Origin of the sequence: Brachybacterium aquaticum (assembly GCF_014204755.1) — a bacterium.
GTDB classification, from domain to species: Bacteria; Actinomycetota; Actinomycetes; order Actinomycetales; family Dermabacteraceae; genus Brachybacterium; species Brachybacterium aquaticum.
In genome coordinates, this window is record NZ_JACHLZ010000001.1 from 1,262,382 (window position 1) to 1,284,826 (window position 22,445).

The following is a 22,445-nucleotide window of genomic DNA, read 5'->3' on the forward strand; positions in this document are numbered from 1 at the left end:
CGAACCAGCAGGACGACGGAAGCGACAGGACATGCCGCGGCAGGACGAGAGGCAGGAGGACCGCCCCATGGACGCCCGCAAGCTCCAGATCCTCGGCGCCATCGTCGAGGACTACGTCTCCACCCGCGAGCCCGTCGGCTCCAAGTCGCTCCTCGAGCGGCACGAGCTCGGCGTCTCCGCCGCGACCGTCCGCAACGACATGTCGATCCTCGAGGAGGAGGGGCTGATCCACCAGCCCCACACCTCCGCAGGACGCGTCCCCACCGACAAGGGCTACCGCGCCTTCGTCGACCACGTCGCGACCGTCAAGCCGCTGTCGGCCCCCGAGCGCCGGGCGATCCGCTCGCTGCTCGAGGACGCCGGCGATGTCGAGGAGCTGCTGGCCCGGACCGTGCGCCTGCTCGCCCAGCTCACCCAGCAGGTCGCGATGGTCCAGTACCCGGCCCGCCGCCAGGCCCGCATCCGCCACGTCGAGCTGGTCAAGGTCGCCGACTCCCTGCTCCTGGTCGTCCTGATCACCGAGTCCGGCCGCGTGGACCAGCGCACCGTGCCCGTGATCTCCGGCAAGCCCGCCGAGTACTACGTGAGCCTTCGCGACCAGCTCAACCGCGTCGTCTCCGGCCGCGAGGTCACCGACCTCGTCGCGCCGCTGGCGGAGTACCTCGAGGCCCTGCCGCAGCCGGAGCGGCCCGCCGCCGCCGAGGTGGCCGACGCGCTCGCGGCCCTCGCCGCGACCCGCGCCGAGGACCGCATCATGATGGCGGGCACGGCGAACATCGCCCGCTCCGCCGAGGACTTCGCCCGCGACGTCGAGCCGCTGCTGGACGTGCTCGAGGAGCAGCTGGTGCTGCTGCGCCTGTTCACCGAGATGCACGTCTCCCCCGGGGACGTGCAGGTGCGCATCGGCTCCGAGCTGCACGACCAGGCCCTGCACCAGGCCGCGCTCGTCGGCGCCGGCTACGGCGCGGGCTCGCACCTGGCGATCCTCGGCCCCAGCCGCATGGACTACGCCGCCGGCATCTCGACGGTGCAGGCCATCGCCCGCTACGTCTCCCGCTTCCTCGAATGACCGCCCCGGCGGGCCCCGCGCCCGCCGCCCGCGGCCACCGACCCCCGACTCCCCCTAAGGACCCACGCCTGTGAACGAGGACTACTACGAGCTGCTCGGCGTCTCCCGCGACGCCTCGACCGAGGAGATCAAGAAGGCGTACCGCAAGCTCGCCCGCACCCTCCACCCGGACGTCAACCCCGACCCCGACGCGGCCGAGAGGTTCAAGAAGGTCTCCCAGGCGTACGAGACCCTGTCCCACGAGGACAAGCGCCGCCAGTACGACATGGGCGGCGGCCCGGGCATGGGCGACTTCCCCCGCGGCGGCGCCGGCTTCGACTTCAACGACATCTTCGACATGTTCGCCGGGGCCTCCGGCATGCGCGGCCGCAACCAGGGCCCCGTGCCCCGCCAGCGCCGCGGCGGCGACGTGCTGCGCCGCGTGAAGATCGAGCTGCGCGACGTCGTCTTCGGCACCGAGCAGCAGGTCGCCTTCCGCACCGCCGTGCTGTGCGAGCGCTGCTCCGGCTCCTGCTGCGAGCCCGGCACCAGCCCCACCCGCTGCACCGCCTGCAACGGCTCCGGCCACGTCCAGCGCGTCCAGCAGTCGCTGCTCGGCCAGATGGTGACCATGGCGCCCTGCCCCACCTGCGAGGGCCACGGCGACGTCATCGACAAGCCCTGCACCGGCTGCTCCGGCCACGGCCGCACCGCCACCGAGCGCACCGTCACCGTGCGCATCCCCTCCGGTGTCGAGAACGGCACCCGCATCCAGCTGCGCGGCGAGGGCGAGACCGGCGAGGCCGGCGGCCCCTCCGGCGACCTGTACGTCGAGCTCTCCGTCAAGAGCCACGAGATGTTCGAGCGCGACGGCGACGACCTCGTCACCACCGTCGCCGTGCCCATGACCACCGCCGCGCTCGGCGCGACCGTGCCCCTGGAGACCTTCGACGGCGTGCAGGAGCTGGACATCCGCCCCGGCTCCCAGCCCGGCGAGGAGGTCACGCTCAAGGGCCTCGGCGTCACCCCGCTGCGCCGCGAGCGCCGCGGCGACATCCGCGTGGTGCTCGACGTGGACGTGCCCACCTCCCTCACCGAGCAGGAGCGCGAGCTGCTGGAGCAGTTCGCCGCCCTGCGCGGGGACGAGGCGGAGCGCCGCAAGGGCCATCAGGGCGGACCGTTCGCGAAGCTGCGCGAGCGCCTCCAGAACCTCTGAGCCCCGCACCGACCACACGCAGGAGCGCTCCGTGCCCACCACCCCACCCGGCTTCCTGATCCTCGACGACGCCCTCGCCGCCGCCCGTGAGGGCGACGCGCTGGTGCTGGACGGCGAGGAGGGCCGCCACGCGGCCAAGGTGGCCCGGATCGGGGTGGGGGAGCAGGTGCTGCTCACCGACCACCCCGGGAGGCAGGTCCTCGCCGAGGTGACCGCCGCCCGCAAGGAGGCGCTGCAGCTGCGCCTGCTCGCGGACCCGTCGGCCGCCGTGCAGCGCCTGCCGCGCCTCACCCTCGTCCAGGCCCTCGCCACCGGCGGCCGCGATGAGCAGGCCGTGGAGTCCGCGACCGAGCTCGGCGCGGACCGGGTGGTGCCCTGGATCGCCAAGCGCTCCGTGTCTGTGTGGCGCGGGGACAAGCTCGCCAAGGGCCGCGCGAAGTGGGAGGCGACCGTGCGCGCCGCCGTCAAGCAGTGCCGCCGCCCCGGCATCCCGGAGGTGAGCGCCGCCGTCACAACGCCCGCGCTCGTCGAGGACCTGCGCGCCCGCGCCGCGGACGGTGCCCTGGTGCTCGTCCTGCACGAGCAGGAGTCGGTGGGGCTGATGAGCCTCGCCCCCGAGCTGCGCTCTGCGAGCGAGTCCGGCATCGAGGAGATCGTGCTCGTCGTCGGCCCCGAGGGCGGGATCGACCCCGCCGAGCTCGACACGATGCGCGAGGCCGGTGCGCGCTCCGTCCTGCTCGGCCCCGAGGTGCTGCGCTCCTCGACCGCCGGCCCCGCCGCGATCGCAGTGCTCAGCGCGCTGATCGGGCGCTGGGGCTGACGGTCAGGGGCGGAGAGGCCCCCGCCGCCTGAACGCCGAAGGCCCCCGCCGACGTGATGTCGGCGGGGGCCTTCTCAGGACTCGGGGAGTCAGGCGATCTCGGCGGGGACCTTGGTGGTCGCGGCCTGGAGCTGCTCGCGCAGCGTGGAGGTCTTGCCCTCGGCGATGAAGAGCTCGCCCTCGACGGAGAGGTCCTCGCGGAAGCCGAGGCCCACGATGCCGATGACGTCGGCGCCCACGCGGCCCATCAGGGTCTCCAGCAGCGGCAGGACCTCGCCCGCGTCGCCCCAGCCGTAGCCGACGAGCACGACCGGCAGGTCGACCCACTCGGTGTACAGCCAGTCGATCGCGGTCTTCAGCGAACCCGGGTAGGAGCCGTTGTACTGGGGGGTGAGGATGACCAGCGCGTCCAGGGCGGCGATGCGCTCGGCCCAGGAGATGCCGTGCGCGGTCTCCTTGGGCAGGCCCTGCTTGGGGCTGGTGGTCTCGTCGAAGTCGGGGAGGGCCACCTCGCGGAGGTCGATGAGGTCCACATCGGCGCCGGCGGGCACGTTGTCGCGGACCCACTGGGCGACGTTGTCGCCCACACGGTTCGGGCGGGCGGAGGAGATCAGGATTCCGAGAGTAGTCATAGTGACCAGAACTTCTCACAGTCCCGGTCTGTTCCGCATGCCGACGTGGCCTGTATCGCTTCTGCGACGCACGGGGGCCTCCCGTAGACTCCCCGACATGGGCAACAGCGTCACCGAGCACCGGGATCCCGACTGCGTCTTCTGCAAGATCGTCGCCGGGGAGATCCCCTCCGAACGGGTCCATGAGGACGAGCAGGTCATCGCGTTCAAGGACCTCAGCCCCAAGGCGCCCGTGCACGTGCTGGTCGTCCCGCGCGAGCACCGCCGCGACGTGCGCGAGCTCGCCGGTGACCCCGCGCTGCTCGCCCACACCGCCGAGGTCGCCTCGAAGGTCGCCTCCGAGCAGGCCGACGGCGACTTCCGCCTGATCTTCAACACCGGCGCCAACGCCGGTCAGACCGTGTTCCACGTGCACGCGCACGTCCTGGCGGGCGGGACGCTCGCAGAAGGAGAGATGTGACAGACGCCCTCAGCCCGGCTCCCGGACGCGCCCCCGAGGTGCGCGAGCGGAAGCTGGCCATCCCCGACCATCTGAGTCCCTTCCAGGTGCTCGGGGAGAACGACCAGGCGCTGGCCGCCCTCGAGGACGCCGTCCCCGACACCGACGTGCACGTCCGCGGCCACCAGGTCACCCTGCGCGGCACCGAGGACGCGCTGCGCCGCGGCGAGCACATCATGCGCTCGCTCATCGAACTGGCCGGCACCGGCCAGGCCGTCACCGCCGAGGCGGTCCAGCGGGCCGCGAACCTCTACGGCGACGACCGCGCCTCCGGGCAGAAGCTCGAGGAGGTGCTCTCGCGCACCATCCTCTCCTCCCGCGGCCGCACCATCCGCCCCAAGACCATGGGCCAGAAGAGCTACATCGAGGCGATCGAGTCCTCGACCATCACCTTCGGCATCGGCCCGGCCGGCACCGGCAAGACCTACCTGGCCGTCGCGATGGCGGTCCAGAAGCTGCTGAGCAAGCAGATCAACCGCATCATCCTCACCCGGCCCGCGGTCGAGGCGGGGGAGCGGCTCGGCTTCCTGCCCGGCACGCTGAACGAGAAGATCGACCCGTACCTGCGCCCGCTGTACGACGCGCTGCACGACATGCTCGACCCCGAGTCGATCCCGCGGCTCATGGGAGCCGGCACCATCGAGGTCGCACCGCTGGCCTACATGCGCGGCCGCACCCTGAACGACGCCTTCATCATCCTCGACGAGGCGCAGAACACCACGCCCGAACAGATGAAGATGTTCCTCACGCGCCTGGGCTTCAACTCCACCATGGTGGTCACCGGCGACGTCACCCAGGTCGACCTCCCCGGCGCACAGCAGAGCGGCCTGCGCGTGGTCGAGAAGGTGCTCGGCGGCATCGACGACATCTCCTTCTGCCGCCTCTCCTCCCGGGACGTGGTGCGCCACCGACTGGTCAGCGACATCGTCGAGGCCTACGGCCGCTGGGAGATCCGACCGGGCGGCAGCCGTGACTCCCGCCGCCGCGAGAACAAGGGGAACTGAGCCCATGACCATCGAGATCCGCAACGAGACCACCGCCGTCGTCGACGAGCGCGAATTCGTCGACCTCGCCCGCTTCGTCTTCGAGGCGATGCACCTGCATCCCGCCACGGAGATGTCCATCCTCTTCGTCGACGAGGAGGCGATGGAGAAGCTGCACGTGCAGTGGCTGGACCTGCCCGGCCCCACCGACGTGATGAGCTTCCCCATGGACGAGCTCACCCCCGGCACCCCCGAGCACCCCGCCCCCGAGGGGCTGCTGGGCGACGTGGTGCTCTGCCCGAGCGTCGCGGCGAAGCAGGCCGCCGAGTCCGGTCACAGCGCCGTCGAGGAGATGCTGCTGCTCACCGTGCACTCCATCCTCCACCTGCTGGGCTACGACCACATGGAGGAGGACGAGCGCACGGAGATGTTCGACCTCCAGCGCAAGCTCCTGCTCACCTTCCTCGCCTCCCGACCGACGCACTGACCCCTCCTCCCTTGCTCACCACCGTTCTGCTCGTCCTCATCCCCCTTGCGATCGCCGCGGCGATCGTCTCCACCGTGCTCACCGCGGCCGATGCCGCCCAGGTCACCGCCTCCCGCGGTGCGCTCGAGAAGGCCCTGGCCGACCATCCGGCCGACGTGCGCGAGCGCGTCCTGCACCAGCACGAGGACGCCGCCCGCACCCTCGCCTCCGTGTCGCTGGGCCGGATGCTCTCCGAGACCGTGATGGTCACGGCCGTCGCCGGGATCTGCTTCGCGATCGCCCGGGACCTCGGCCGCGACGGGGACTGGGTGCTGCCGGTGCTCGGGACGCTCCTCGTCGCCGGGCTGCTGGGGCTCATCGTGCTGGCGATCTCCCCGCGCACCATCGGCCGGCGCCGCGCCGAGTCGGTGATGATCTCCACCAGCGGCCTCGTGGGCGCCGTGCGCTGGCTGCTGTGGGTGCCCGCGAGCGTGCTGTCGCGCCTCGGTGCCTCCCTCGCCGCCCGCCCGGGACGGGTCGAGAACCCCGAGGAGCTCGCCGAGAAGGCGCGCCGCAACGTGGACCGCGCGCTCGAGGACGAGCACGTCGGCGAGGGCGAGCGGGACATGATCCAGGGCGTCTTCGATCTGCGCGGCACCATGGTGCGCGAGCTGATGGTGCCCCGCACCGACATGGTCGCGATCGCCGCCGACGCCACCGCCCGCAAGGCGATGCACCTGTTCGTCCGCTCCGGCTACTCGCGCGTCCCCGTCATCGGCGACAGCGTCGACGACCTGCGCGGCATGCTCTACGTCAAGGACGTCATGCGGGCGATCCACTCGCCCTGGGACCCGCGCCCCGAGCGGCCCGTCCACGAGATCATGCGCCCGGCGCGCTTCGCGCCCGAGTTCGTGCCGGCCGACGAGGTCCTGCGCCAGATGCAGACCAGCCACGTGCACATCACCGTGCTCGTGGACGAGTACGGCGGCGTCGCAGGCATCGTCACCATCGAGGACATCCTCGAGGAGATCGTGGGCGAGATCGCCGACGAGCACGACCGCGCCGAGCCCGTCATCGAGGACCTCGGCGACGGCCGCTACCGCGTCCCCGCCCGGGCGAGCCTGTCCGAGGTGGGCGAGCTGTTCGACCTCGACCTGGACGACGACGACATCGACAGCGTGGGCGGGCTGCTCGGCAAGACCACCGGCCGCGTCCCCATCCCCGGCAGCCACGCCAGCGCCCTCGGCCTCGAGCTCGAGGCCGAGAAGACCGCCGGGCGCCGCAAGCGCCTCTCGACCGTGATCGTGAGCAGGACCCCCGAGGACGAGGATCCGTCCCGAGACCAGGAGGAGCACCATGACCGCTGACCAGGCTTCCCCCGACCAGGAGCCGGGCGCGCAGGAACCGAACGCCCAGGAGCCGAACGCGCAGGACGCCCCGCACCGCGCCGGCTTCGTCGCGCTCGTCGGCCGCCCGAACGTCGGCAAGTCGACCCTCACCAACGCCCTGGTGGGGGAGAAGGTCGCGATCACCTCGACCAAGCCCCAGACCACCCGCCGCGCCATCCGCGGGATCGTCACCCGCGAGGACTCCCAGATCATCCTCGTGGACACCCCCGGTGTGCACCGTCCCCGCACCCTGCTCGGAGAGCGGCTGAACGACCTGGTGCGCGAGACCCTCGGCGAGGTCGACGTGGTGGGCTTCTGCCTCCCCGCGGACCAGAAGATCGGCCCCGGCGACCGGTTCATCTCCCAGGACCTCGTCGAGATGCGCCAGGGCCGCCGCGGCCCGAAGGTCATCGCGATCGTCACCAAGATCGACCTCGTGGGCCGCGACACCCTCGCCGAGCACCTCGTGAGCGTCGACCAGCTGATGCACTTCGACGAGATCGTGCCGATCTCCGCGGTCAAGGGCGAGCAGATCGATGTGCTCATGGACGTCATCGCCTCGCAGCTGCCCGAGGGTCCGCAGCTCTACCCCGACGACCAGCTCACCGAGGAGTCGCGCGATGACCGCATCTCCGAGCTGATCCGCGAGGCCGCGCTCGAGGGCGTCCGCGACGAGCTGCCCCACTCGATCGCCGTGGTGGTCGAGGAGGTCGTCGAGGTCGACCCCGATGGCGATGCGTTCACCCCCGTCGAGCCCGGCACCGGACGGCTCATCGTCCGCGCGACCCTCTTCGTCGAGCGCGACAGCCAGAAGGGCATCATCATCGGCCGCGCCGGCTCCCGCCTGAAGGAGGTCGGCTCCCGCGCCCGCGCCGAGATCAACCAGCTGCTGGGCCGCAAGGTGCACCTCGACCTGCGGGTCAAGGTCGCCAAGGAGTGGCAGCGCGACCCCAAGCAGCTGGGGCGGCTCGGCTTCTGAGGCGGCGGACCAGCACGGTTCCGCATCGTGGTCCTGCCCGACCGGCGACGGGGACGGTGCTACGGTGGCTCCCGTGCGTGGATCGCTGCTCCTGCTTAGCCGCCGCGACGGGTCCTGAACCGCCGGGAACCCGCCGCGGCTGACGTGCTGTCCGGCGACCGGTACCCGAAGCGAGAAGGATCCCTCCCATGACTCACTCCACCACCAGCACCGCCCCGAACGGCCAGGCCGGCCAGACGGCTGTCGCCGCCGAGGCGGACCCGTCGGACCCCGTCGTCGGCCCCACGGGCGACGCGCCCCAGCAGCCGTCCGGCATGCCGACCCACAAGTACCTGCCCTTCCACGAGCAGATCAAGGTCGACCTGCCCGACCGCACCTGGCCCACCCGCCGCATCACCCGCGCCCCCCGCTGGTGCGCGGTCGACCTGCGCGACGGCAACCAGGCCCTCATCGATCCCATGAACTCCGAGCGCAAGCTGCGCATGTTCGAGCTCCTGGTCACGATGGGCTACAAGGAGATCGAGGTCGGCTTCCCCTCGGCCTCCAAGACCGACTACGACTTCGTGCGCACCCTCATCGAGGAGGGCCGCATCCCCGAGGACGTGTCGATCCAGGTCCTCACCCAGTCCCGCGAGCACCTCATCGAGCGGACCTACCAGGCGATCGCCGGCGCGAAGCGCGCGGTCGTCCACCTGTACAACTCCACCTCGATCGTCCAGCGCGACGTCGTGTTCCGGGCCGACGAGGACGCGGTCCTGGACATCGCGGTGCAGGGCGCGCTGCTGTGCAAGAAGTACGAGGAGACGATCCCGGACACCGAGGTCACCTACGAGTACTCGCCCGAGTCCTACACCGGCACCGAGCTCGAGTACGCGCTGCGCGTGTGCAACGCCGTCATCGACGTCGTCAAGCCCACGCCCGAGCGCAAGATGATCATCAACCTGCCGGCGACGGTGGAGATGGCCAGCCCGAACGTCTACGCCGACTCGATCGAGTGGATGCACCGCCACCTGGACCGCCGCGACGCGCTGGTGCTGTCCCTGCACCCGCACAACGACCGCGGCACGGGCGTGGCTGCCGCGGAGCTCGGCTACCTCGCCGGCGCCGACCGCATCGAGGGCTGCCTGTTCGGCAACGGCGAGCGGACCGGCAACGTGGACCTGGTGACCCTGGGCCTGAACCTGTTCAGCCAGGGCATCGACCCGCAGATCGACTTCTCCGACCTCGACGAGGTGCGACGCACCGTCGAGCACTGCAACCAGATGCCGGTGCCCGAGCGCAGCCCCTACGGCGGCGACCTCGTGTTCACCGCCTTCTCCGGCTCCCATCAGGACGCCATCAAGAAGGGCCTCGAGCGGATGCAGTCCGACGCGGACGCCGCCGGCAAGGACATCGACGACATGGTCTGGCGGGTGCCCTACCTGCCCGTGGACCCCAAGGACCTCGGCCGCTCCTACGAGGCCGTGATCCGCGTGAACTCCCAGTCCGGCAAGGGCGGCATGGCCTACCTGCTGCGCACCGAGCACGGCCTGGACCTGCCGCGCCGCCTCCAGATCGAGTTCTCGGGCATCGTCCAGCAGAAGACCGACTCCGACGGCGGTGAGGTCAGCCCCGCACAGCTGTGGGACGCGTTTTCCGACGAGTACCTGCCCGCGACCGATCCCTCGCGCCGCTGGGGACGCTACGGCTTCCGCGGCGTGAAGCAGGAGTCGGCTGGCGACGGCGCGGACCGCATCACCGTCGCCCTCGTGGTGGACGGCGAGGAGCACGAGATCACCGGCATCGGCAACGGCCCGCTGGATGGCTTCGTCAAGGCCCTCTCCGAGCGGAACATCGACGTGCGCATCCTGGACTACGCCGAGCACGCCCTCACCGAGGGCGACGACTCCCTGGCCGCCTCGTACATCGAGTGCGAGATCGGGGACCGGATCTTCTGGGGCGTCGGCATCGACGGGTCCATCACCCGCGCCTCGCTCGAGGCGATCGTCTCCGCGCTGAACCGCTCGCACCGCGCGACGGTGTGAGACTGCGCGACGGTGTCAGACTGCGCGACGGTGTGAGACTGCGCGACGGACAGCGAGCACCCTGGGGCGTGAGGCCCTGAGCATGAATCGAGGCCCCGGGCATGATGCCCGGGGCCTCGACTCTGTCCTGTGCTCCGTGCGATGCGCTCCGGTGCGGACCTGTGCGCGCTCACGGTCGATGCCGGACGCGACATCGACCGTGAGCGCGCACAAGTTCGGTGCTGCCGGCATCGAAAGCGCGCGGGGACGGCGGTCAACGAGCCGGGGCGCCGGTCAGCGCGCGGGGGAGGTCCTGTCGCCGTCGGTGCTGTTGCCCGAGCCCGCCTCCCCGGCCCCGGTCTCGAACGCCGCGAGCTGCTCCTCGGTGAGCATCGGCATCTCGCCGGTGACCGTGGCGTGGGTGGGGGTGGGCAGCTCCCAGCCGGCGGGCTCGTCGATCGGCTGCGGCTCCTGCGGCGGGGCGGAGCGGGCGGTGAGGGTGACGCCGGCGCTCGCGAGCACCACGAGCAGCGCGGCGGCGAGGCGCAGCGGGGTGACGCCCTGGCTGAGCAGGACCATGCCCGCGAGCAGAGCGACCACGGGCTCGAGGCTCAGCATGATGCCGAAGACGTGCCGGGGCAGGCGGCGCAGCGCGGCGAGCTCGAGGGAGTAGGGCAGCACCGAGGCGAGCACCGCGGTGCCGAGCGCGAGCAGCAGCAGGTGCGGGTCGAGCAGACCCTGCACCGCGCCCGGCGCGCCGAGGGGAAGCACCGTGAGGGTGCCGATGACCATGGCGATGGCGAGGCCGTCCTGGCCGGCGACGAGCTTGCCGACCCGGGCGCTGGTGATCACATACAGCCCCCAGAACACGCCGGCGAGCAGGGCGAAGAAGACACCGAGCGGGTCGAGCGAGGAGACCCCGGCGAAGGACTCCAGGCCGAACAGCCCCACGCCCCCGAGGGCGAGCGCGACCCACAGCAGGTCGGCGCGGCGGGTCGAGAGCACGGCGGAGACCACGAGCGGGCCGAGGAACTCGATCGCCACGGCGGTGCCGAGCGGGATCCGCGCGAGCGAGGCGTAGAAGAACCCGTTCATGGTGCCGATGACGACGCCGAAGGCCGCGACGGCCAGCCACTGCTCCTTGGTGAAGCGATGCACCTTCGGGCGCACGATCACCAGCAGCATGAGCGCCGCGAGGCCGAGGCGCAGGGCGGTGGTGCCCCAGGAGCCGATCTCGGGGAACAGCTGGACCGCCAGCGCCGCCCCGAACTGGAGCGAGAAGCAGGAGCCGAGGATGAACAGGACCGGGGTCAGCGGCACGCCGCGGCCGGACGTCGACGCGCTGGCCGGAGCGCCGCTCGCGCCGCTGGTCGGGGCCGCGGTGGGGGTGGTGGGGGAGGAGGTCACGTCGTCACTCTGCACCGCATCCTCCCTCCCGGTCCAACGAATGTTTCCGACCTGTACTGTGAAGCAGAACTGAAAGAACAACGGAGGCGCGAATGCTGAACCTGCACCGTCTGTTCCTGCTGCGCGAACTGCGCAGGCTGGGGACGATGTCCGCCGTGGCGCGGGTGCACTCGATGTCCCCGTCGGCCGTGTCCCAGCAGCTCTCCCACCTGGAGCGGGAGACCAAGGTCACCCTGTTCGAACAGGCCGGGCGGAAGGTGGTCCTCACCGACGCGGGAATGCGCCTGGCGCGCCGGGCGGAGGACGTGCTGGGGCTGCTGGAGGCGGCCGAGTCCGAGCTGGTCGCCGCGCAGGGCGAGGCCGGGGGAGTGCTGCGAGTGGCGTCCTTCCAGACTCCGCTGATCGCCCTGGCCCCGAGGGCGGTGAGCGTGCTCGAGCAGCGCCATCCGGACCTGCGCATCGAGATCGCCCAGCGCGAGGTCGAGGAGGCCTACCTCGGCCTGCTCGCCCACCGCTTCGAGGTGATCCTCGGCGAGGACTACCCCGGCGGGCAGCAGGTGGTGCGCCGCGGCACCGACCGCGAGCACCTGCTGCGCGACCCGCTGCTGCTGGTGGTGCCCGACCACGGCCCCGCCTCCGAGGCGCGACGCCTCACCGACCTCGCCCAGATGCCGTGGGCGCTGGACCCCGAGAACTCGCGCACCGGCGTGTGGGAGCGGACCTATCTGCGCGCCGCCGGCATCGAGCCGTGGGTGCGCTTCGAGACCCCGGACCCGCTGCTCCAGGTGCACCTGGTCCGCTCCGGGCACGCGGCCGCGTTCGTGCCCGGGATCATCGCCTCCGAGCACCTCGGCGGCACCCGGGTGCGGCGCCTTCCCGGGGACCCGCACCGCAGCCTCTACACCGCGGCCCGCGCCGGAGCCCGGGAGCATCCCGCGCTGCTCGCCTTCCGTGCGGCGCTGCTCGAGGCCGCAGGCTCGATCGCGGACCTGACAGGGCTCGAGCCGCTCGCGGAGTGACGGCCGAGCAGCCCCGCCGCTCATCCCTCGTGGCGGAACCCGAGCTTGATCGTCACCTGCCAGTCCGCGACGTAGCCATCGACGATATGGCCGCGGATGGACTGGACTTCGAACCAGTCGAGGTTCCGCAGGGTCTTCCCGGCCTCGGCGAGGGCGTTCTTCACGGCGTCGTCGCTGCTCTCCGGGGAGGTGCCGACGATCTCGGTGATGCTGTAGACGTGCCCTGACATGGTGACCTCCAGGTGTCGGCCGCGGGCCGGACCCCGCGGGATCGGTAGCGCAACGCTACGCCGCCCGCCTCGCCGCGACCAGGGCCCCGTCGGGACTCGGCGCTGCGCCCGGTCTCTGGGTACCTCGCCCGCGGAGTGTCACCCGCCCAGCGGCACGGTCGCGAGCACCTCGTGGCGCGGTCCGCCGCCGCGGCCCTCGCCGAGGTGGGAGGCGAGCAGCTCGATCTCCCTCGCCCGCCAGGTCGGTCCGCGATAGACCGACAGCGCGTTCACCGCGGAGTCCAGCAGCATCCGCGTCGGATCGGGCTCCGGCGCCTCGCCGCGGCGGCGCCGACGCGGGGCCCGCGGAGCGCGGGCCGAGACCCGGGCGACCGTCAGATGCGCACGCCGCCGCTCCCGCGGATCCCGTCGGCCGCCCCGAGCGGCACCGTCCGCGCCGTCCTCCGACCCCTCGCCGAGCAGATCCTCGGCCATCAGGTCCGCGAGCTGCGCCGTCTGCCCGGCGACCCCGATCCACAGCGTGCGGTGCCCGAACTCGCCGGCCCCGTGCAGCGCGAGGTCGAGCGGTGCGTGCCGGCGCGCCGTGTGCGCGAGCTCGTCGGCGACGCCCTCGAGCGCCCCGGCCGGCAGAGCGGGGTGGAAGGCGAGGGTGAGATGCCACTGCGCCGGATCGCTCCAGCGCAGCGACAGCCCGGAGCCCGCGCGCACGCCCGACAGCGCCGCGTCGAGGTGCTTGAGCACGTCGGCCGGTGGGCGCAGCGCCGCGAAGACCCGCATCGCCGGCGCAGCCCTCAGCTGACCTGCGGGAAGGAGCGCTTCGCGGCTTCGGCGATCTTGTTCAGCTGGGAGCGGTCGGACATCGCGCCGAGCACGCCGCCGAGGCCCGGGATCGCCTTGCCGAACAGGCGCGAGGAGCGCAGGGCGAAGCGCTTCAGGATCCGGGATCCCACGGCGGAGGCGACCTGGGACTGGGGCGTGGAGGGCAGGCGCCCGGCCACGCCGCGAGCGGCGACGCCGGCGACCGGGCCGAGGCCGATGTTCTTCAGCACCTCGCCGGACTCCTCGCCGACCAGTGCCGCGAGGACGCGCACGCGGATCTCGGGATCGTCCAGGTCGTAGCCGCGCACGGCCGCGATCGCGCCGACCATGCGGGTGGACTGGATGTAGAACTCCATCACGTTGGTGGGCAGCAGGACCGGCAGGGTGATCGCACCGCCGAGCCCCGTGAGGAATCCGGCGACGGTCACGCCCCGGCGGTGGGAGCGCACGATCCGACGCACCGCCTTCTCCGGGCGCTTGCGGGCCCGGCCGCGCTGGGCCTTCCTCGCGACGTCCGCGGCGGAGGAGTAGGTGAGCTTCCCGTCCAGGCCGATGTCGCGGACGGAGTCGATGAGGCGCTGGACGGCCCCGCCGCTGTCAGCGGGGGCGGAGCCCTTGGTGGACTTCGCCTCCTTCATGGCCTGGCGTGCGGTCTTCTTCGCCGACTCGTCGCGGCGCAGCATGCTGAAGATCCCCATGAGGGGCTCCTTCCTGCGCAGGGCCCGGATCCGGGTCCGGCGCGGTGCGGGGTCTGGGGCCGACGGGCCGGGTGCGGCCGACGGCGGACAGGCCCATGATGCCAACTCGCCGCTCCGGGCGCGGAATCGCCGACCGCTCGGTGCGGGCCGACGCGGGCCGACACGGGCGGGGGAGCCGTCGTACCCTCGTCCCATCATGGACGTCCTGCACGAGCCCGCGACCCCTTCTGCCCGGAGCCGGTGATGAGCCGCCTGTCGCCGTGGCAGCCGTCCTGGTGGACCGCGGAGCACCTGCGCGAGACGATCCCGTACATGGCCGCGGGCATCGCCCTGATGCTCTTCGGGACCGCGATGGCGATCGCGGTGCTCGGCGGATTCCGGCCAGGAGGCATCCACACGGTGCTCGTCTGGGCGGCCGCGATCCTCGTGGGCCTCATCCCCCTGATCGCCGCCGAGATCGCCCGGGCGCGCACCTGGGCATCGGTCCGTGCGACCGCGTGGCTCGTGGTCACCGCCGGCTTCGCGGCGCTGGCGATCGGCTCGGCGGCCGCCGACGTGTACGCGCTGACGGTGATGGACGAGGTCGAGGTGACCGTCCGCGAGCGCGGGGCGCATCTGGAGGAGGAGCTCGAGGCGCCAGGGGCGGAGGGACGAGTCCATGCGCATCTGGTGGACGCGCCCAACGGCGAGCTCGGCGTCGTGCCCCTCCAGCGGGAGGAACAGGTCAACGGCACTCTCGACGGCATCCGACAGGACCCGTTCGGGCTGCGCCCGCTGACCGTGTCGCCCTCGGTCAGCGGGACCGTGGTGATGAGCCTGGTCGGCCTCGTCCTCTTGGTGATCAGCCTGCTCGTGCTCGCCCGCGAGACCCTGCGGCTGCTCGACGCCCAGCGCCGCGTGGTGCGCGTGGCACGGCGTGCCGCCCAGCACCCGCAGGCCCGCTGAGGAGACGAGAGCGCGCGGCGTGAGCGAGGTCCCTGCACTGGCGGGGTCCGCCTCCCGCTCGGCGTCGGCCCCCGGGCGTACTCTCGAGGGACGATGACCAGCAAGCTCTACCGTGACGACGCGATCGTACTGCGCACCCACCCGCTGGGCGAGGCCGACCGCATCATCACCCTGCTCACCCGCCGCCACGGCAAGGTGCGCGCGGTCGCCAAGGGCGTGCGCCGCACCGGCAGCCGCTTCGGCGCCCGGCTCGAGCCGTTCTCGCTGGTCGACGTGCAGCTGCACGCCGGACGGAACCTCCACACCGTCACCCAGGTGGTGACCATCGAGGCCTTCGCCGTGGGGATCACCGCGGACTACGGGCGCTTCACCGCCGCCAGCGCCATGCTCGAGACCACCGACCGGCTCACCGACGAGATGGTCGATCCCAGCCAGCGCGGCTTCCTCATGCTCGTCGGGGCGCTGCGCGCGATGGGCGAGGGCCGGATCCCGCCGCCGCTGGTGTTGGACTCCTTCCTGCTGCGCACCCTCGCGGTGTCCGGCTGGGCGCCGGAGCTGCGGGTCTGCGCGACCTGCGGCGCCGAGGGCCCCCATCACGCCTTCGACATCCGCGCCGGCGGGCTGGTGTGCACGCCGTGCCGTCGGCCCGGAGCGATCGCCGTGCGCCAGGCCGCGATCGAGCACATGATCTTCCTGCTCGCCGGGGACTGGGAGAATGTGCTGTCCGCCGACGAGACGATCCACGCCGAGGCGGGCCGCCTGATCACGGACACGATGACCTGGCACCTCGAGCGCTCCGTCCGCTCGCTGCATTACGTCGAACGCTGAACGCTGAGCTCTCGCCTGCCCTTCCCGCCCGCCCGACCGCCGAGGAGACCCGATGCCCGCTGCCGCTGAGCACGGCCACCAGGACCCGTACCCGCACCCGAGCGGTGCCCGGCCCCCGCAGCTGCCCGCTCCCACGATCCCGCGCCACGTGGCCGTGGTCATGGACGGCAACGGCCGCTGGGCGAACCGGCAGGGCCTGCCCCGCACCGCAGGGCACGAGGCCGGGGAGGCGGCGCTGCTGGACGTGGTCGCAGGCGCGCTCGAGATCGGCGTGACGCACCTGAGCGCCTACGCCTTCTCCACCGAGAACTGGAAGCGCTCCCCGGACGAGGTTCGCTTCCTCATGGGCTTCTCCCGCTCCGTGCTGCGCCGCCAGCGCGACACCCTGAACTCCTGGGGCGTGCGCATCGTGTGGATCGGCCGCGAGCAGCGCCTGTGGGGCTCGGTCATCAAGGAGCTGAAGGAGGCCGAGGAGCTCACCCGGCACAACTCCCGCATGACCCTGTACATGTGCGTGAACTATGGCGGCCGCGCCGAGATCGTCGACGCGGTGCGGGAGATCGCCGAGGAGGCGCGCGCCGGGCGCGTGATCGGCAGGGGCATCACCGCCGCGAGCTTCGCCCGCCACCTGAACGATCCGGACATGCCGGACGTGGACCTGTTCCTGCGCACCAGCGGCGAGCAGCGCACCTCCAACTTCCTGCTGTGGCAGTCCGCCTACGCCGAGCTCGTGTTCGTGCCGGAGCTGTGGCCGGAGGTGGACCGGGTGGTGCTATGGCGGGCGATCACCGAGTACGCCCGGCGCGACCGCCGCTACGGCGGCGCGATCGACGCCCCGGAGGAGACGGCGAAGGGCTGATCCGTCCGGGGCGGACTGACCGGCCCGGGCCCGACCGGTGCGCCGTTCAGCGCTCGCTGGGCAACGGCTCCGAGCTCTCGGCGAGGGTGCTCTCGCCGGCGGCGGTCGTCGCGGTGTCGGTCGCCGAAGTCTCGGTCACCGAAGTGTCTGCCGTCGCAGCCTCGGTCGTCGCGGCGGCGCTGGCCCCGCCGGTGCGGCGCTTGTGACGCAGCAGCACGGCGACCAGCACCACGAGCAGCGCGAGCACAGCCACGGCCGCCCAGGGCGAGCGCAGGAACAGCTCGAACCAGGCGGCGAAGGCCACCAGACCCACGGTGGCGTAGATGAACGCCCAGGCGAGCCCGCCAAGGGCGAGCGCGGGGAGGTAGCGCCTCGCGGGCATGGCGGTGAGTCCCGCGGCGGCGTTGGCAGCGGTCTGGAAGCCGACGGTGAGGAAGCTCAGCGCCACCACCGGCGCGCCCCAGCGGTTGACGAGCTCGGTAGCGTGCTGGACATTGGGGGAGTCGAGGAACTTCGCGACCCGGCCGCGGTCCACGGCCTTGCGCGCCCCGCGCCCCACGAGATAGGTGGCGCCCGCGCGGCACCAGATCACGACGTAGAGGAAGGCGACCGCCGGCAGCAGCGGCAGGCTCTGCACCCAGTCCATCATCGGCCCGGCGCCCCGTCCTCCGCCTCGTCGCCCCCGGCCGCGGAATGCTCCGCGCACAGGCCGAACACCTCCAGGGTGTGGTCGAGGTCGGTGAAGCCGTGCTCGTTCGCGATCGTGGTCATCGCGCCCTCGAGGCGCGGGGCGAGGAACTCGACGGTGCGGCCGCACTCGCGGCAGACCAGGTGGTGGTGGTGCCCGGAGTCCTCGCACTGGCGGTACAGGGACTCGCCGTCGCCCGCGACGAGCACGTCGAGCCGACCCGAGCGCGAGAGCGCCTGCAGGTTGCGGTACACGGTCGCCAGGCCCACGGTCTCCCCGTCGGCCTTCATCTGCTCATGGATCTGCTGGGCGGAGCGGAAGTCGTCCTGCCGCGAGAGCGTCTCCAGGATCGCTGCGCGCTGGCGGGTGTTCCGTTGCATCCCCCCATTGTCCGTCATGGTCATCGGGACTTCCATCGGTCGTGAAGGGACCCACGTCGGCGTGAGAAGGCGCGCTGGTCGCTCACGCGCTGGTCTCGCTGGTCGCCCACGCGCTGGTCTCGCTGGTCGCTCACGCGCCGGTCGCGCCGGTCGTGCTCCGTGCGGCGGCCGACGGGGCGGCGGTGCGGCCGGGCCCGGGTCCCGACCCGGCGCCCCCGGCGTGCTCGCCGTGGCGCTCCCGCCCCGGGCGAGCGGGGCGCAGCGCCCGGCTCAGCAACCCGAGGATGTACACCCCGATGGTGAGCAGCACGATCACGCCGCCCGGGGGCAGGTCGACGTAGACGGTGATGAGGAGTCCGCCGAGGGCGCAGACCACGGCGATGACCATCGCGGTGCGCATGGTGCGGGTGAAGCCGACCACGAGGTTCTGCGCGGCGGCGACCGGGACGATCATGAGCGCGGAGACCATGAGCGCGCCGACGATCCGCATCGACAGGGTGACGGTGAGCGCGGCCATCACGGCGATCAGCACGTTGACGGTGCGCACCGGCAGGCCGGAGGCGCGGGCGAACTCCTCGTCGGCCGTGACGGCCGAGAGCAGCCCCGACAGGCCCACCCCGATCGCGAGCACGACGACGGCGAGGACCGCGGAGATGACGGTGTCCAGCCGCGTCACGGTGGACAGCGAGCCGAAGAGGTAGCCCATGAGGTTCTGGGAGGTGCCGCCGGCGAGCTGGATGATCACGACGCCACCGGCGATGCCGCCGTAGAACAGGATCGCGAGTGCCACGTCGCGGCTGGTGTGGGAGACCTCGCGGACGTACTCGATGAGCACCGCGCCGATCACCGAGGCGGCCAGCGCCCCCGGGATCGCGAGGAGGTCGGCGGGGGTGGCCGAGAGCCAGGCACCCACCAGCCAGCCGACGGCGACGCCGGTCAGGGCCACGTGGCCGAGCCCGTCGCCGAGCAGGGACAGGCGCTTCTGGACCAGGTAGGTGCCGACGACGGGAGCGGTCAGTCCGATGAGCAGCGCGATGATCAGCGGGTAGCGCAGCAGGTCGGAGGTGAGGATGTCGAGGGGCGAGATCATAGGGGGTGGATCTCCTGTCCGAGGCACTCGTCGTAGGGGAGGGCGTCCTCGGGGTGGTCGTGGCCGGGGTCCAGGTGGGGGCGGTCGTGCTCGGGCCCGTCGTGGACGACGTGGCCGTGGTCGAGCACGACGGCGCGGCGGATGTCCCCGCCAAGAGGTCCGGTCTCGTGCAGGACGACGAGGATCGTGGTGCCCTTCGCGGACAGCTCGCGGAACAGGCCCGCGATGAGCTCCTGGGTGGGGACGTCCACGCCGGAGAAGGGCTCGTCCAGGACCAGCAGCTCGGGCTCGCGCACCAGCGCCCGGGCGATCATGACGCGGCGCCGCTGCCCGCCGGACATGCGGGTGATGGGGCGGCCGGCGAGGTCGGCCATGCCCACGGCCTCCAGGGCGCGGGTGACGCGGGGATCGCGGGTGCTCGGCCACCAGGAGCGGGAGCCGAGGAGGCCGGCCGCGACGGTCTCGCGGGCCGTGGCAGGGATGGAGCCGCCCTCGGCGGAGTCCTGGGGCACGTAGCCGAGCCGGTCGTGCGCGGCGCCCTGGGCGACGGGACGGCCGAACAGGCGCGCGCTGCCCTCCTCGAGGGGGAGCACGCCGACGACGGCACGCAGCAGGGTCGACTTGCCCGAGCCGTTGGCGCCGAGCAGAGCCACCATCTCTCCGGGCTCGATCCGCAGGTCCACGCCGTGGAGGATCCGCTGGCCGCCGAGGGCGACGACCGCGCCGCGCACATCGACGACGGGGGAGGGGGCCGCGGCGCTCATGCCCAGCTCGCCACGAGCTTCGTGCAGTTCTCTCGCATGACCTGAGGGTAGTCCGCGTCCTCGGAGAGCTGGGTCTCGAGGTTGTCGAGCTCCTCGGCGGTGATGCCGAGGTTGTCGGCGAGGGTCTGGGCGACCTTCGGCGAAGCGGTGGTCTCGAAGAAGACAGTCGTCACGCCCTCGTCGCGCACGATCCCCTCGAGGGCGAGCAGGCGCTGCGGGGAGGGCTCGGTCTCGGGATCCACGCCGGTGATGCCGATCTGGTGGAGGTCGTAGCGCTGGGCGAGGTAGACGTAGGCGGCGTGGCTGGTGATGAAGGGCCGGTCTCCGTCGACGGCACCGAAGTCGTCGGTGAGGTCCTGGTCCAGCGTCTCCAGCTCGGTGCGCAGCGCCTCGGCATTGGCGGTGAACTCGTCCGCGAGCTCAGGGGAGAGCTCGCCGAGCCGCTGCGCGATCGCGTCGCCGAGGTCCGCCATCCGCACCGGGTCGTGCCAGAAGTGCGGGTCGAAGGCGCCGTGATCGTGACCGTCGTGACCGCCCTCGGCGTCCTCGCCCTCTGCGTCCTCGCCCTCTCCGGCTCCCTCCTCGTCCGCGTGGGCGGCGTGCTCCTCGGAGGTCTCCTCGCCGTGGGTGCCCGCCGCGTCGGCCGCGATCAGGTCGATGACCGAGGAGACATCCAGCACGTTGTCCCCGCCGTGGGAGGCGATCGCGTCGTCGAGCGCCGTCTGGAACCCCGGGATCTGGGGCACCAGATCCGCCTTCTCGACCTGGATCACCTGCTGGATCGACAGCTCGAGTCCGTGCGCGTCGGCGCCCGGGGTGGTGAGGTCGACGATCTCGACGTGCTCCCCGCCGACCTTCGTGGCGAGGTAGCGCAGCGGGTATGCCGAGGTCACGACCGTGAGGTGATTCCCGTCGGCCGAGCCCCCGCCGCCCGCACCCGAGCCGCAGGCGGCCAGCAGGGCGGCGCCGACGCCGAGACCGGCGGCGGCGAACAGGGAGCGGCGCGATGGCGTGAAGCTGGAGGGCATGACAATCATTCTCATCAGTGGGTGGAGGTGAGGCAAGTCGACGCCCAGCCGACGAGGCCGTTCGTGGGCACCGTCACAGCGCGGTCGCTCGCTATGCTGGGGCGGTCCCGATCCACCCGTCACCAGGAGACTCCCCGTGGCCAAGGCCCCCACCAGCACACTGGACAACGTCATCGCCCTCGCCAAGAAGCGCGGCTTCGTGTTCCAGGCCGGTGAGATCTACGGCGGTTCGCGCTCGGCCTGGGACTACGGGCCCCTCGGCGTGGAGCTCAAGGAGAACATCAAGCGCCAGTGGTGGCGCACCTTCGTCACCTCGCGCGGTGACATGGTAGGCCTGGACTCCTCGATCATCCTGCCGAAGCAGGTGTGGGAGGCCTCCGGCCACGTCGCGACCTTCACCGACCCGCTGGTGGAGTGCCGCAGCTGCCACAGCCGCTTCCGCGAGGACCACCTCATCGAGGCCTTCGAGTCCAAGAAGGGCCGCGCCCCCGAGGGCGGGCTCGCCGAGATCGCGTGCCCCAACTGCGGCACCCGCGGCGAGTTCACCGACCCCCAGCAGTTCTCGGGCCTGATGAAGACCTACCTCGGTGCCGTCGACAACGAGTCCGGGCTGCACTACCTGCGCCCCGAGACCGCCCAGGGCATCTTCGTCAACTTCCTCAACGTCGTCACCGCCTCCCGCCAGAAGCCCCCCTTCGGCATCGGCCAGGTCGGCAAGTCCTTCCGCAACGAGATCACCCCCGGCAACTTCATCTTCCGCACCCGCGAGTTCGAGCAGATGGAGATCGAGTACTTCACCCCGCCGGCGGAGGCGGACGAGCACTTCAAGGCCTGGGTCGAGGAGTGCTGGAACTGGTTCGTGGACCTCGGCATCAAGGAGGAGAACCTCCGCCGCTTCGACGTGCCCGAGGACGAGCGCGCCCACTACTCGGCCGGCACCATCGACGTCGAGTACCGCTTCGGCTTCCAGGGCAGCGAGTGGGGCGAGCTCATGGGCATCGCCAACCGCACCGACTTCGACCTCTCGAGCCACACCGAGGCCTCCGGCACGAAGATGCAGTACTTCGACCAGGCCGCGAACGAGCGCTACACCCCCTACGTCATCGAGCCCAGCTTCGGCCTGACCCGCTCGATGATGGCCTTCCTCGTGGACGCCTACCGCGAGGACGAGGCCCCCAACGCCAAGGGCGGGGTCGACAAGCGCACCGTGCTGGGCCTGGACCCGCGCCTCGCCCCGGTGAAGGCCGCGGTGCTGCCGCTGTCCAAGAGCGAGGACCTCGTGCCCCGCGCCGAGGAGCTCGCCGCGAAGCTGCGCAAGCACTGGAACGTCGAGATGGACGTGACCCAGGCGATCGGCCGCCGCTACCGCCGCCAGGACGAGATCGGCACCCCGTTCTGCATCACGATCGACTTCGAGACCGCCGAGGACCAGGCCGTCACCATCCGTGAGCGCGACTCCATGGCGCAGGAGCGCGTGGCGCTGGACCAGGTCGAGTCCTACCTCGCCGCGCGCCTGATCGGCGCCTGAGCAGGGCGCGGGCCACAGGGCTCGCAGGGCCGACGGGGCCGACGGGGGAGAACCCCGTGGGCCCCGTCGCCGTTCGTGGTGGCGGGTTCGCCGTCGCCTGCCCCGTGGTGCGGGCTGCTCAGCGCGGG

24 protein-coding genes are annotated in these 22,445 nt (G+C 72.1%); 14 read left to right on the plus strand and 10 right to left on the minus strand.

What is annotated here, in order from left to right; translation table 11 throughout:
- Positions 1–67: 67 nt before the first annotated feature.
- The 3 genes from hrcA to HNR70_RS05640 all read left to right on the plus strand — a co-directional run bounded on the left by hrcA (position 68) and on the right by HNR70_RS05640 (position 3,084).
- Positions 68–1,069 carry a heat-inducible transcriptional repressor HrcA gene (hrcA, locus tag HNR70_RS05630; protein WP_184324789.1) on the plus strand — a complete coding sequence of 334 codons (1,002 nt, stop codon included), beginning with the start codon at positions 68–70 and terminating at the stop codon, positions 1,067–1,069.
- A gap of 70 nt (positions 1,070–1,139) precedes the next feature.
- Positions 1,140–2,264: a molecular chaperone DnaJ gene (gene dnaJ, locus HNR70_RS05635; protein ID WP_184324790.1), complete on the plus strand. Its 1,125-nt coding sequence runs from the start codon at positions 1,140–1,142 to the stop codon at positions 2,262–2,264.
- 31 nt (positions 2,265–2,295) lie between these two features.
- Positions 2,296–3,084, plus strand: a complete 789-nt coding sequence (locus HNR70_RS05640; protein ID WP_184324791.1) for a 16S rRNA (uracil(1498)-N(3))-methyltransferase — start codon at positions 2,296–2,298, stop codon at positions 3,082–3,084.
- Positions 3,085–3,173: 89 nt separating this feature from the next.
- Here HNR70_RS05640 and HNR70_RS05645 read toward each other — a convergent pair whose 3' ends face one another.
- Complete coding sequence (locus tag HNR70_RS05645) at positions 3,174–3,716, minus strand: NADPH-dependent FMN reductase (RefSeq protein WP_184324792.1); 543 nt, start codon at positions 3,714–3,716, stop codon at positions 3,174–3,176.
- Positions 3,717–3,813: 97 nt separating this feature from the next.
- On the opposite strand from HNR70_RS05645, the gene HNR70_RS05650 reads away from it, so the two are divergent.
- From HNR70_RS05650 to leuA, 6 genes are all read left to right on the plus strand, one after another.
- Positions 3,814–4,176 carry a histidine triad nucleotide-binding protein gene (locus HNR70_RS05650; protein WP_184324793.1) on the plus strand — a complete coding sequence of 121 codons (363 nt, stop codon included), beginning with the start codon at positions 3,814–3,816 and terminating at the stop codon, positions 4,174–4,176.
- Entirely contained in the window at positions 4,173–5,219 is a 1,047-nt protein-coding gene (locus tag HNR70_RS05655) for a PhoH family protein (protein WP_184324794.1), read from the plus strand. Before HNR70_RS05650 ends, HNR70_RS05655 begins: the two co-directional genes overlap by 4 nt.
- A gap of 4 nt (positions 5,220–5,223) precedes the next feature.
- Positions 5,224–5,685: an rRNA maturation RNase YbeY gene (gene ybeY / locus HNR70_RS05660; RefSeq protein WP_184324795.1), complete on the plus strand. Its 462-nt coding sequence runs from the start codon at positions 5,224–5,226 to the stop codon at positions 5,683–5,685.
- 11 nt (positions 5,686–5,696) lie between these two features.
- The gene (locus HNR70_RS05665; RefSeq protein ID WP_184324796.1) at positions 5,697–7,031 is read left to right on the plus strand and encodes a hemolysin family protein; all 1,335 of its coding nucleotides are present in this window, start codon (positions 5,697–5,699) and stop codon (positions 7,029–7,031) included.
- Positions 7,021–8,031 (plus strand): GTPase Era, encoded by a 1,011-nt coding sequence (gene era, locus HNR70_RS05670; RefSeq protein WP_246375159.1) that lies wholly within the window; start codon positions 7,021–7,023, stop codon positions 8,029–8,031. Before HNR70_RS05665 ends, era begins: the two co-directional genes overlap by 11 nt.
- 188 nt (positions 8,032–8,219) lie before the next feature.
- Positions 8,220–10,055: a 2-isopropylmalate synthase gene (gene leuA / locus HNR70_RS05675; RefSeq protein ID WP_184324797.1), complete on the plus strand. Its 1,836-nt coding sequence runs from the start codon at positions 8,220–8,222 to the stop codon at positions 10,053–10,055.
- A 273-nt stretch (positions 10,056–10,328) separates the two neighbouring features.
- Here the strand turns inward: leuA and HNR70_RS05680 are convergent, their stop codons facing one another.
- The gene (locus tag HNR70_RS05680) at positions 10,329–11,441 is read right to left on the minus strand and encodes an EamA family transporter (RefSeq protein ID WP_184324798.1); all 1,113 of its coding nucleotides are present in this window, start codon (positions 11,439–11,441) and stop codon (positions 10,329–10,331) included.
- A 92-nt stretch (positions 11,442–11,533) separates the two neighbouring features.
- Here HNR70_RS05680 and HNR70_RS05685 point away from each other — a divergent pair, with 92 nt between their 5' ends.
- Positions 11,534–12,460: a LysR substrate-binding domain-containing protein gene (locus tag HNR70_RS05685; protein WP_184324799.1), complete on the plus strand. Its 927-nt coding sequence runs from the start codon at positions 11,534–11,536 to the stop codon at positions 12,458–12,460.
- A 20-nt stretch (positions 12,461–12,480) separates the two neighbouring features.
- Here the strand turns inward: HNR70_RS05685 and HNR70_RS05690 are convergent, their stop codons facing one another.
- The 3 genes from HNR70_RS05690 to HNR70_RS05700 form a co-directional block, all read right to left on the minus strand.
- Entirely contained in the window at positions 12,481–12,690 is a 210-nt protein-coding gene (locus tag HNR70_RS05690; RefSeq protein WP_184324800.1) for a dodecin, read from the minus strand.
- 138 nt (positions 12,691–12,828) lie between these two features.
- Complete coding sequence (locus HNR70_RS05695) at positions 12,829–13,467, minus strand: 2'-5' RNA ligase family protein (RefSeq protein ID WP_184324801.1); 639 nt, start codon at positions 13,465–13,467, stop codon at positions 12,829–12,831.
- 14 nt (positions 13,468–13,481) lie between these two features.
- Positions 13,482–14,207, minus strand: a complete 726-nt coding sequence (locus HNR70_RS05700) for an EcsC family protein (protein ID WP_184324802.1) — start codon at positions 14,205–14,207, stop codon at positions 13,482–13,484.
- A 243-nt stretch (positions 14,208–14,450) separates the two neighbouring features.
- Here HNR70_RS05700 and HNR70_RS05705 point away from each other — a divergent pair, with 243 nt between their 5' ends.
- The 3 genes from HNR70_RS05705 (at position 14,451) to HNR70_RS05715 (ending at position 16,839) form a co-directional block, all read left to right on the plus strand.
- Complete coding sequence (locus HNR70_RS05705) at positions 14,451–15,152, plus strand: hypothetical protein (RefSeq protein ID WP_184324803.1); 702 nt, start codon at positions 14,451–14,453, stop codon at positions 15,150–15,152.
- Between the two features lie 93 nt (positions 15,153–15,245).
- Complete coding sequence (recO, locus tag HNR70_RS05710) at positions 15,246–15,980, plus strand: DNA repair protein RecO (protein WP_184324804.1); 735 nt, start codon at positions 15,246–15,248, stop codon at positions 15,978–15,980.
- A 52-nt stretch (positions 15,981–16,032) separates the two neighbouring features.
- A complete protein-coding gene (locus tag HNR70_RS05715; protein ID WP_184324805.1) occupies positions 16,033–16,839 on the plus strand; it encodes an isoprenyl transferase in 807 nt (268 codons plus the stop codon).
- Between the two features lie 46 nt (positions 16,840–16,885).
- On the opposite strand, the gene HNR70_RS05720 is transcribed toward HNR70_RS05715, so the two are convergent.
- The 5 genes from HNR70_RS05720 to HNR70_RS05740 all read right to left on the minus strand — a co-directional run bounded on the left by HNR70_RS05720 (position 16,886) and on the right by HNR70_RS05740 (position 20,789).
- The gene (locus HNR70_RS05720; RefSeq protein ID WP_184324806.1) at positions 16,886–17,488 is read right to left on the minus strand and encodes a DedA family protein; all 603 of its coding nucleotides are present in this window, start codon (positions 17,486–17,488) and stop codon (positions 16,886–16,888) included.
- A complete protein-coding gene (locus HNR70_RS05725; RefSeq protein ID WP_184324807.1) occupies positions 17,485–17,907 on the minus strand; it encodes a Fur family transcriptional regulator in 423 nt (140 codons plus the stop codon). Before HNR70_RS05725 ends, HNR70_RS05720 begins: the two co-directional genes overlap by 4 nt.
- 130 nt (positions 17,908–18,037) lie before the next feature.
- Positions 18,038–18,997, minus strand: a complete 960-nt coding sequence (locus HNR70_RS05730) for a metal ABC transporter permease (RefSeq protein WP_184324808.1) — start codon at positions 18,995–18,997, stop codon at positions 18,038–18,040.
- Complete coding sequence (locus tag HNR70_RS05735; protein WP_184324809.1) at positions 18,994–19,761, minus strand: metal ABC transporter ATP-binding protein; 768 nt, start codon at positions 19,759–19,761, stop codon at positions 18,994–18,996. Before HNR70_RS05735 ends, HNR70_RS05730 begins: the two co-directional genes overlap by 4 nt.
- Positions 19,758–20,789 carry a metal ABC transporter substrate-binding protein gene (locus HNR70_RS05740; protein ID WP_246375160.1) on the minus strand — a complete coding sequence of 344 codons (1,032 nt, stop codon included), beginning with the start codon at positions 20,787–20,789 and terminating at the stop codon, positions 19,758–19,760. Before HNR70_RS05740 ends, HNR70_RS05735 begins: the two co-directional genes overlap by 4 nt.
- Positions 20,790–20,925: 136 nt before the next feature.
- Here HNR70_RS05740 and HNR70_RS05745 point away from each other — a divergent pair, with 136 nt between their 5' ends.
- Positions 20,926–22,317: a glycine--tRNA ligase gene (locus HNR70_RS05745; protein ID WP_184324811.1), complete on the plus strand. Its 1,392-nt coding sequence runs from the start codon at positions 20,926–20,928 to the stop codon at positions 22,315–22,317.
- The last annotated feature ends 128 nt before the right edge of the window (positions 22,318–22,445 follow it).

Bases quoted from the DNA above. Each gene is read 5' to 3' on its own strand.
- HNR70_RS05725 (WP_184324807.1), bottom strand. From the start codon at position 17,907: ATGCAACGGAACACCCGCCAGCGCGCAGCGATCCTGGAGACGCTCTCG.
- HNR70_RS05705 (WP_184324803.1), top strand. From the start codon at position 14,451: ATGAGCCGCCTGTCGCCGTGGCAGCCGTCCTGGTGGACCGCGGAGCAC.
- HNR70_RS05700 (WP_184324802.1), bottom strand. From the start codon at position 14,207: ATGGGGATCTTCAGCATGCTGCGCCGCGACGAGTCGGCGAAGAAGACC.
- leuA (WP_184324797.1), top strand. From the start codon at position 8,220: ATGACTCACTCCACCACCAGCACCGCCCCGAACGGCCAGGCCGGCCAG.
- HNR70_RS05740 (WP_246375160.1), bottom strand. From the start codon at position 20,789: ATGCCCTCCAGCTTCACGCCATCGCGCCGCTCCCTGTTCGCCGCCGCC.
- hrcA (WP_184324789.1), top strand. From the start codon at position 68: ATGGACGCCCGCAAGCTCCAGATCCTCGGCGCCATCGTCGAGGACTAC.
- HNR70_RS05715 (WP_184324805.1), top strand. From the start codon at position 16,033: ATGCCCGCTGCCGCTGAGCACGGCCACCAGGACCCGTACCCGCACCCG.
- HNR70_RS05650 (WP_184324793.1), top strand. From the start codon at position 3,814: ATGGGCAACAGCGTCACCGAGCACCGGGATCCCGACTGCGTCTTCTGC.
- recO (WP_184324804.1), top strand. From the start codon at position 15,246: ATGACCAGCAAGCTCTACCGTGACGACGCGATCGTACTGCGCACCCAC.
- HNR70_RS05645 (WP_184324792.1), bottom strand. From the start codon at position 3,716: ATGACTACTCTCGGAATCCTGATCTCCTCCGCCCGCCCGAACCGTGTG.
- HNR70_RS05690 (WP_184324800.1), bottom strand. From the start codon at position 12,690: ATGTCAGGGCACGTCTACAGCATCACCGAGATCGTCGGCACCTCCCCG.
- HNR70_RS05720 (WP_184324806.1), bottom strand. From the start codon at position 17,488: ATGATGGACTGGGTGCAGAGCCTGCCGCTGCTGCCGGCGGTCGCCTTC.
- HNR70_RS05685 (WP_184324799.1), top strand. From the start codon at position 11,534: ATGCTGAACCTGCACCGTCTGTTCCTGCTGCGCGAACTGCGCAGGCTG.
- ybeY (WP_184324795.1), top strand. From the start codon at position 5,224: ATGACCATCGAGATCCGCAACGAGACCACCGCCGTCGTCGACGAGCGC.
- HNR70_RS05730 (WP_184324808.1), bottom strand. From the start codon at position 18,997: ATGATCTCGCCCCTCGACATCCTCACCTCCGACCTGCTGCGCTACCCG.
- HNR70_RS05695 (WP_184324801.1), bottom strand. From the start codon at position 13,467: ATGCGGGTCTTCGCGGCGCTGCGCCCACCGGCCGACGTGCTCAAGCAC.
- era (WP_246375159.1), top strand. From the start codon at position 7,021: ATGACCGCTGACCAGGCTTCCCCCGACCAGGAGCCGGGCGCGCAGGAA.
- HNR70_RS05735 (WP_184324809.1), bottom strand. From the start codon at position 19,761: ATGAGCGCCGCGGCCCCCTCCCCCGTCGTCGATGTGCGCGGCGCGGTC.